The sequence below is a fragment of the Streptomyces milbemycinicus genome, assembly GCF_002154605.1.
Lineage (GTDB): Bacteria > Actinomycetota > Actinomycetes > Streptomycetales > Streptomycetaceae > Streptomyces > Streptomyces milbemycinicus.
Genome location: NZ_MUNE01001263.1, coordinates 1 through 679 on the forward strand (window position 1 = coordinate 1; position 679 = coordinate 679).

The following is a 679-nucleotide window of genomic DNA, read 5'->3' on the forward strand; positions in this document are numbered from 1 at the left end:
CGTCATGGGCGTCCCACACGCAAGGTGTGCTGAAAGCGCTCGACCGTTTGCACGCGGACCGCACGCGTGTGGAGGTAGTACCTGCTGTCAATCATCGTGAAACCACCGCACTCGGTCCTCACGTGAATCTGGCACGGGGGTGGAATCGTCAGCTCGATGTAGAACGTGGGGGCCTGTTCTATGAAAACCAGTTCACGATTGGGAAATATCGCGCATGGCTCGACAAGTGGGCGGTAGGTTATGTCGTCTTGCCGGGGGGTGAGCCTGACTGGGCGGCAAAAGACGAAGCCAAGCTCGTCCGCAGCAGACCGAGCTGGCTGGAGCCGGTATGGCACGACTCCCAGTGGCAGATTTATCGGGTGAAGGGTGCCAGGCCAATTATCTCAGGTGCAGATGCGTCAGTCGTCAGCAGCGACAATGCAAAAATTTCAGTACAAGTTCCCAAGCCTGGCATGGTTAGGTTGCGTATCCCCTATTCCCCCTGGCTACGCACCAGCGCTGGTTGTATCGAGCGTGATGGTGACTGGATCCGTTTCAAAGTTTCCACACCAGGGCTGTATGAAATCGGCAGCTCCTATGCGGTGCCTTGGCAAGGGAACTGCTGACGTGAGAGGGGAGAACAGGGGTGGCGGAGCAATGACATCCGATCAGGCGGGAGACGTCCGGGCGGATCCGCCCG

At 58.5% G+C, this 679-nt stretch carries 1 pseudogene; it reads left to right on the forward strand.

The features are described from left to right. A pseudogene (locus CCN51_RS54735) lies at positions 1-605 on the forward strand (hypothetical protein); the annotation flags it as partial. Positions 606-679: the final 74 nt, after the last annotated feature.